At 58.7% G+C, this 7,754-nt stretch carries 6 protein-coding genes and 1 pseudogene; 6 read left to right on the top strand and 1 reads right to left on the bottom strand.

Annotation, left to right across the window (positions count from 1 at the left end):
- From INS93_RS24490 to INS93_RS25200, 6 genes and pseudogenes are all read left to right on the top strand, one after another.
- A partial coding sequence (locus INS93_RS24490) for a zinc-binding dehydrogenase (RefSeq protein WP_192985846.1) occupies positions 1–807 on the top strand: 807 nt, incomplete at its 5' end.
- 44 nt (positions 808–851) lie between these two features.
- Positions 852–1,196 (top strand): antibiotic biosynthesis monooxygenase family protein, encoded by a 345-nt coding sequence (locus INS93_RS24485; RefSeq protein WP_192985845.1) that lies wholly within the window; start codon positions 852–854, stop codon positions 1,194–1,196.
- Positions 1,197–1,239: 43 nt separating this feature from the next.
- Positions 1,240–2,883, top strand: coding sequence for an acetolactate synthase large subunit (locus tag INS93_RS24480; RefSeq protein ID WP_192985844.1), 1,644 nt, complete (start codon positions 1,240–1,242; stop codon positions 2,881–2,883).
- Positions 2,884–2,958: 75 nt separating this feature from the next.
- On the top strand, positions 2,959–4,401 hold the full coding sequence (gene gabD, locus INS93_RS24475; RefSeq protein ID WP_160017826.1) for an NADP-dependent succinate-semialdehyde dehydrogenase: 1,443 nt from the start codon (positions 2,959–2,961) through the stop codon (positions 4,399–4,401).
- 232 nt (positions 4,402–4,633) lie between these two features.
- Positions 4,634–5,866 (top strand): annotated as a pseudogene (locus INS93_RS25205) (PDC sensor domain-containing protein); the annotation flags it as partial.
- A 150-nt stretch (positions 5,867–6,016) separates the two neighbouring features.
- Positions 6,017–6,772, top strand: coding sequence for a methyl-accepting chemotaxis protein (locus INS93_RS25200; protein ID WP_372241828.1), 756 nt, complete (start codon positions 6,017–6,019; stop codon positions 6,770–6,772).
- Between the two features lie 226 nt (positions 6,773–6,998).
- Here the strand turns inward: INS93_RS25200 and INS93_RS24465 are convergent.
- Positions 6,999–7,754 (bottom strand): zinc-binding dehydrogenase (locus INS93_RS24465; protein WP_192985842.1); only part of this gene is annotated, 756 nt, incomplete at its 5' end.

The raw sequence follows: 7,754 nt of genomic DNA, 5'->3' as shown, positions 1-7,754 counted from the left end.
CTCCCCGCCATTACCGGGCATGACGTATCCGGCGTCGTCGAAGCTGTAGGCCCGGGTGTGACGAGCTTCGTGCCAGGTGACGAAGTCTGGTACACCACGCAGATTTTCGAAGGCGATGGCAGCTATGCCGAGTACCACGTTGCATCCGAAAGCATCATCGGCAAGAAGCCGGCATCGCTGAGCCATCTCGAGGCGGCAAGCCTGACGCTGGTGGGCGGGACGGTCTGGGAAGCCCTGGTCGGGCGTGTCTCACTCAGGGTCGGGGAAAGCATTCTGATCCACGGCGGCGCCGGTGGCGTCGGCCATGTCGCGATCCAGGTGGCCAAAGCCATTGGCGCCCGGGTGTTCACCACCGTGCGTGAAGCGAACTTCGAGTTCGCCCGGGGTCTGGGTGCCGACGTGGTCATCGACTACGAACAAGAGGATTACGTTGACGCCATCCTGCGGGAAACCGATGGCCACGGCGTCGATGTGATCTTCGACACCATTGGCGGCGACACCCTGACGCGCAGCCCCGACGCGCTCGCCCAGCTCGGCCGCGTGGTTTCGATCGTGGACATTGCCAAGCCGCAGAACCTCATTCAGGCCTGGGGCAAGAACGCCAGCTACCACTTCGTCTTCACCCGCCAGAACCGCGGCAAGCTCGATGAACTGAAGGCACTGGTCGAGCGCGGCCAGTTGCGCCCCCATGTTGGCGCGGTCTACTCACTCGCTGACATCGGGCTCGCTCATGCATTGCTGGAGACGCCCAACAATGGTCTGCGCGGGAAAGTCGCGATTGCCGTCGAGCCCTCGCTCGCCCCGTAAGCGTGCACTTTTAATCATTTAACTGGATATGAAGGAGTGCCCCCATGATTTATGAAATCGCTCTGCTGCCCGTTCACAAAGAACAAGTTGAACAGTTCAAACGTGCATTTGCCGAAGTGGTTCACTTGCTCCAGCGCGCCAAGGGTTATGGCGGCCACATGCTCGCGCCCGGTATCGAAAGCCCCGAGCGCTTCAACCTGATCGTGCGTTGGGCGTCACTCGAGGACCACACGCCGGGTTTCGAGGCGAGTGACGACCATCAGACTTTCATGCTGGGCCTGGAGGAATATTTTTCGGAAGAGCCGACGGTCTATCACATCGAGGCAGCGGCTTTCAGTGCGGCAGAGGATGAAGACCAAAACGGCATCTTTGGCGTGGCAGTACCTTAACCTTAAATTGCGCGCAAGCGCCTACAGACAGTGAGGTGAAGCAATGGCCAAGGCCGCTGATGTTGTTGTGCAATGCCTGGAAAACGAAGGCGTCGAATACGTATTCGGCATTCCGGGGGAGGAAAACCTCGACCTGCTGGAGTCGCTGCGCAAATCGAAGATCAGGCTGGTACTGACCCGTCATGAGCAGTCCGCAGGTTTCATGGCCGCTACCTACGGCCGCCTGACAGGCAAGACCGGCGTCAGCCTGTCGACCCTCGGCCCTGGCGCCACCAACCTGGTGACCGCCGGTGCCTATGCCTATCTGGGCGGCATGCCGATGATGATGATCACCGGCCAGAAGCCGATCAAGAAGTCCAAGCAGGGCCGGTTCCAGATCATCGATGTATGCGGGATGATGGCTCCCATCACCAAATACACCCACCAGTTCGCCTCGGCCGACAACATTCCGGCTCGCATGCGCGAAGCTTTCCGCCTGGCTGAAGAAGAAAAGCCCGGTGCCGTGCACCTGGAACTGCCGGAAGACATCGCCGCCGAGCAGACCGAAAGCACGCCGATCCCGCCGAGCCTGCACCGTCGCCCGCTGGCCGAGCACAAGGCGATTGAAGGTGCGGTCGAGAAACTGCAGAACGCCCGGACTCCGATTCTGGTGATCGGCGCTGGCGCCAACCGCAAGATGACCGCCAAGGTGCTCAAGCAACTGATCGACAAGACCGGCATACCCTTCGTCACCACCCAGATGGGCAAGGGCGTGGTAGATGAGCGTCACCCACGCTTCCTGGGCAATGCCGCGCTGTCCGCGGGCGATTTCGTGCACCGCGCCATCGAGGCCGCCGACCTGATCGTCAACATCGGCCACGACGTAATCGAAAAGCCACCGTTTTTCATGGTGCGTGGCGGTACCGAAGTTATCCATATCAGCTTCCGTTCCGCCGAAGTCGATGCCGTGTACTTCCCACAGGTGGAAGTGATCGGCGATATCGCCAACGCCGTTTGGCAGATCGGCGAAGCATTGCAGATTCAGGAACATTGGGACTTCAGCCGGCTGATGACGATTCGCGAGGCCAATGAAGAGCAGATTGTCGAGGGCGCTGACGACAACCGCTTCCCGATCTATCCGCAGCGCTTCGTCGCCGACGTACGCCAGGCCCTGCCATCCGATGGCGTCGTCGCGCTGGATAACGGCATCTACAAGATCTGGTTCGCGCGCAACTACAAGGCGCACAAGCCGAATACCGTGCTGCTCGACAACGCTCTGGCCACCATGGGCGCTGGCTTGCCGTCGGCCATGGCGGCGCACCTGGTCTGCCCGGATCGCCCGGTGGTCGCAGTCTGTGGTGACGGCGGTTTCATGATGAACAGCCAGGAGTTGGAAACTGCGGTACGCCTGAAGATGAACCTGACGGTCATCATCCTGCGCGACGGCGGCTACGGCATGATTCGCTGGAAGCAGTCGAACATGGGCTTCACCGATTTTGGCCTGGATTACGGCAACCCGGACTTCGTCATGTATGCGCAAAGCTACGGCGCTCAGGGCCATCGCGTGGAAAGCGCCGAGGGCTTCCTGCCTCTGTTACAGCGCTGCATCAGCGAGCCAGGCGTGCACGTGATCGATTGTCCGGTGGACTACTCGGAGAATGACTTCATTCTCAACAGTGAGATCAAGAGAAGAAGTGCCCTGGTCTGATCTCTCGATACCCGCGTCTCTCAATGGCGGCACTGCGGTGCCGCTAGCCTTTCCGTATTGAAATCGGAGTTCATCATGCAACTCAAAGACTCTCAGCTGTTCCGCCAGCAGGCCTTCATCGATGGTGCGTGGGTTGACGCGGACAGTGGTCAGACAATCAAGGTCGACAACCCGGCAACGGGCGAGATTCTGGGCAGCGTGCCGAAAATGGGCGCCGCCGAAACCCGCCGAGCCATTGAAGCCGCGGACAAGGCACTGCCTGCGTGGCGCGCGCTGACCGCCAAAGAACGTGGGAACAAGCTGCGTCGCTGGTTCGAACTGATGATCGAGAAGCAGGACGACCTTGCGCGTCTGATGACTTTGGAGCAAGGCAAACCATTGGCCGAAGCCAAGGGTGAAATCGTGTACGCCGCTTCCTTTATCGAGTGGTTCGCCGAAGAAGCCAAGCGTATTTACGGTGACGTCATTCCGGGCCACCAGCCGGACAAGCGCCTGATCGTGATGAAACAGCCGATTGGCGTCACCGCCGCCATCACGCCCTGGAACTTTCCGGCCGCGATGATCACCCGTAAAGCCGGCCCGGCCCTGGCCGCCGGTTGCACCATGGTGCTCAAGCCTGCCTCGCAAACCCCATTCACCGCGTTCGCCTTGGCTGAACTGGCGCAGCGTGCCGGCATCCCGAATGGCGTATTCAACGTGGTATCTGGCAGCGCCGGCGACATCGGCAGCGAGCTGACCGGCAACCCGATCGTACGCAAACTGACCTTCACCGGCTCGACCGAAATCGGTCGTCAGCTGATGGCCGAATGCGCCAAGGACATCAAGAAGGTCTCGCTGGAACTGGGTGGTAACGCGCCGTTCATCGTGTTCGACGACGCAGATCTGGATAAGGCCGTCGAAGGCGCAATCATTTCCAAGTACCGCAACAACGGCCAGACCTGCGTCTGCGCCAACCGTCTGTACATCCAGGATTCGGTCTACGACGCATTCGCCGAGAAGCTGAAGGTGGCTGTGGCGAAACTGAAGGTCGGTAACGGTCTGGAAGATGGCACCAACGCTGGCCCCCTGATCGACGAAAAAGCCGTGGCCAAGGTCAAGGAACATATCGCCGACGCAGTTGCCAAAGGCGCCACCCTGCTGTCCGGCGGCAAATCCATCGAAGGCAACTTCTTTGAGCCGACCATCCTGACCAACGTGCCAAACAATGCCGCCGTGGCCAAGGAAGAGACATTCGGCCCACTGGCTCCACTGTTTCGCTTCAAAGACGAAGCCGAAGTCATCGCCATGGCGAACGACACCGAGTTCGGTCTGGCCTCGTACTTCTTTGCGCGTGACCTGAGCCGTGTGTTCCGTGTGGCGGAAGCCCTGGAATACGGCATGGTTGGCGTCAACACCGGTCTTGTTTCCAATGAAGTCGCACCGTTCGGCGGCATGAAGGCCTCAGGCTTGGGCCGTGAAGGATCCAAATACGGTATCGAGGATTACCTGGAGATCAAATACCTGTGTCTGAGCGTATGAGGTTCTCGGTGCAGTGAGCGCTGGTCACGCAAACTTACCAAGTTTCACAACGCCTGTGCCTGTCAGCGTTGGCCCCAGAAAACTCCTGAGCTGAAGCATGCAGATTGATAAGTGAGGCCAGAGGCTCTTGCAAGTCTGCATATTGTCTGGGGCAAACGCTTAAGAAACGGAAGCTGTAGCAGTCATAGGTCATGTTTCAGCACATCTCGCCACCTGCTCAGGAACGCCCACCATGCTCGTGAACAAATTGTCCATTCAATGGAAAATTACACTTCTTGCGGGGCTCTGCCTGTTAGCGACCGTAGCGATCCTTATAGGCGTATCGCTGCATCGCATGAGTGTCTCCACTGAACTGGTAAAGGCGACCAGTACGCAAATGCTGGCGACTTCCGCGCAAGAGCGCTTGGAAGGTGAAGGTAAGGCACAGGCCTTGATGATTCAGCGTTACTTCCTGTCGTCCTATAAGGATGGGGCGAACCTGACTCGACAGGTAATTGCCACTCTCAAGCTAGCTCGGGAATTACAAATCGAGCCTGGCGTAGTGCGCCTTAACCTGAATCAGCAAGTAAAGGAAGCACTGCAGGCGAGCCCTCAGTTACTGAGCATCTACATGATCGCCGTGCCGAACGCCATCGGTGAGGACACTCAGTTTCTGGGCCAATCCGATGCAGCCAGTAATGAAGTGGGGCGTTTCTCTGCCTATTGGGCCCAGCAAAACGGTCAGATCAGCGGTCTGGCACCTTCCGAAGCAGTGATTAACGACACCACCCCCATGCTCGATGGCAGCCCTTACAACACTTGGTACCACTGCCCGCTGCAGAGCCGAGAACCCTGCCTGCTGGAACCCTACTTCGATGAAACATCGGGTCAGAAAGAACTGATCACGACGCTCGCCTTTCCGGTGATTGACGATGCGAAAGTGCTTGGCGTAGTGGGGATGGATATCCGCATCGGTACGCTTCAGGAGCTGGCCCTAAGTGGCAGCGCAGGGCTTTTCGAGGGACAAGGTGGGATCAGCATCGTCACGCCAGCAGGCTTGTTTGCAGGGCACAGTCGGGACATTGCTCGACTTGGCGATCAGTTGGCCCAGGTCTTCCCTGAAGCGGCAGCAGATATAAAGAGTCTGCTCAATCAGGGACGGATCACCAAACGTGATGCAGGAGGTAGCCTGCAGGTTCTGGCGCCCTTCGAACCCATACCGGGCTCTAAAGCGTGGGCAATCATTCTGGAAATGCCGACGAACGTTCTGCTGGCGCCGGCCAGGGCGCTGGAGTCTGAGATGGATGCGCGCAAGGCCGAAGGCGCTTGGATGGAGTTAGTCATCGGCTTGGGTACAGCGATCCTGGGATTACTCCTGGTGTCACTGACGGCCCGAGGCGTGACTCGGCCCATTCTCGGAGTTGCGAACATGCTCAAGGATATTGCATCCGGAGAAGGTGATCTGACACGGCGCCTTGAATATGGTCATAAAGATGAACTTGGGAAGCTTGTCGGTGGGTTCAACCGGTTTCTCGACAAGCTTCAACCTATTTTCGCGGACGTTAAGAGCTCGGTGCTGGACGCGCGCAGTACAGCAAATCAAGCGGCTGCCATCGCCAGTCAGACCAGTTCGGGTATGCATCAGCAATTCCATGAGGTCGAGCAGGTCGCGACGGCTTCGAACGAGATGAGTGCGACAGCACAGGACGTCGCTCACAGTGCGGCCATGGCGGCCGAAGCTGCACGCAACGCCGATCAGGCGTCACGCGATGGGCTGGCTGTAATAGATGTCACGACTCAAGCGATTTCGCAGCTTTCAAGCGAGATGAGCGCAGCTATGGCCCAGGTACGGACACTAGCCAACAGCAGTGAGCGTATTGGCTCGGTGTTGGAGGTAATTCGAGCGGTTTCCGAACAGACGAATCTGTTGGCGCTGAACGCCGCAATCGAGGCTGCACGCGCCGGAGATGCTGGGCGAGGTTTTGCCGTGGTGGCAGATGAGGTCCGCAGCCTGGCCAGGCGCACCCAGGATTCGGTCGAAGAAATCCGAGAGGTGATCGAAGGGCTGCAGAAGAATACCCGCGAGGTCGTTGCATCCATCCATGACAGCCACACACATGCTCAAGGCAGTGTTGCGAAAGTGGAGCATGCTGTAGCTGCGCTCAAGAGTATTGGTGACGCTATCGCGGTAATCACCGATATGAATATGCAGATTGCCAGTGCAGCAGAAGAGCAGAGCGCCGTGGCTGAGGAAATCAATCGCAACGTGGCAGCCATACGGGACGTAACGGAGTCTCTTTCTGGCCAAGCGGATCAGTCGGCACAGGTCAGTCAGGACCTGAACCGTCTCGCCAATCACCAACAAAATCTAGTGGAGCATTTCAAGGTTTGATTGGCCAGCTATTCACTTTATAAAACTCAAGTGTCTTGCTACTGCCTTAGGCTCAGATATGGCTGTAGCCTTGATCCCACTCCAAGGCAGTGGCCTCACGCTTTAACGCTGCGAAAAACGTCCGTCTTTAATTGCTAATCGGACACCTCTCTAACGGCAAGGATTCTCGCCTGGATCGGTGTCCGGGATCAGCAGCCCCGTGCAGCTAGGCCTCAATATTGCGCACTTACGGGATGAGCGAGGGCTCGACGGCAATCGCGACTTTCCCGCGAAGACCATTGTTGGGCGTCTCCAGCAGCGCATGCGCGAGCCCGATATCAGCGAGCGAATAGACCGCGCCAATATGAGGGCGCAACTGGCCGCGCTCGACCAATGCCTTCAGTTCATCGAGCTTGCCGCGGTTCTGGCGGGTGAAGACGAAGTGGTAGCTGGCGTTCTTGCCCCAGGCCTGAATGAGGTTCTGCGGCTTGGCAATGTCCACGATCGAAACCACACGGCCGAGCTGGGCGAGCGCGTCGGGGCTGCGGGTCAGGGTGTCGCCGCCGATGGTGTCGAAGATCACATCCACGCCTTGGCCATCGGTTTCCCGCAGGACGGCGTCAACGTAATCCTCTTGTTCGTAGTCGATGACCACATCGGCACCCAGACCCCGGGCAAACTCGAAGTTCGCTTCGCGCACGGTGGTGAACACCCGGGCGCCAATGGCTTTGGCCACCTGGATCGCCACGTGGCCGACGCCACCCGCACCGCCGTGGATCAGAATGCTTTCCCCAACCCTCAGCGATACACGCCCGATCAGTGCTTCCCAGACTGTCCCGCCCACCAGCGTCAAGCTTGCCGCCTCGAGGTGGCTCAGCGATGCCGGCTTCTTGCCGATGATGCTTTCGGATGCAACGTGGTACTCGGCATAGCTGCCATCGCCTTCGAAAATCTGCGTGGTGTACCAGACTTCGTCACCTGGCACGAAGCTCGTCACACCCGG

Origin of the sequence: Pseudomonas sp. EggHat1 (assembly GCF_014892995.1) — a bacterium.
GTDB classification, from domain to species: domain Bacteria; phylum Pseudomonadota; class Gammaproteobacteria; order Pseudomonadales; family Pseudomonadaceae; genus Aquipseudomonas; species Aquipseudomonas chaetocerotis.
Note: the sequence above shows the minus strand (reverse complement) of the source record. Positions and strands in the feature narration are given on the sequence as shown.

Excerpts from the sequence above, each read along its gene's own strand:
- INS93_RS24485 (WP_192985845.1), top strand. The coding sequence starts at position 852 with ATGATTTATGAAATCGCTCTGCTGCCCGTTCACAAAGAACAAGTTGAA.
- INS93_RS24480 (WP_192985844.1), top strand. The coding sequence starts at position 1,240 with ATGGCCAAGGCCGCTGATGTTGTTGTGCAATGCCTGGAAAACGAAGGC.
- gabD (WP_160017826.1), top strand. The coding sequence starts at position 2,959 with ATGCAACTCAAAGACTCTCAGCTGTTCCGCCAGCAGGCCTTCATCGAT.
- INS93_RS25200 (WP_372241828.1), top strand. The coding sequence starts at position 6,017 with ATGCATCAGCAATTCCATGAGGTCGAGCAGGTCGCGACGGCTTCGAAC.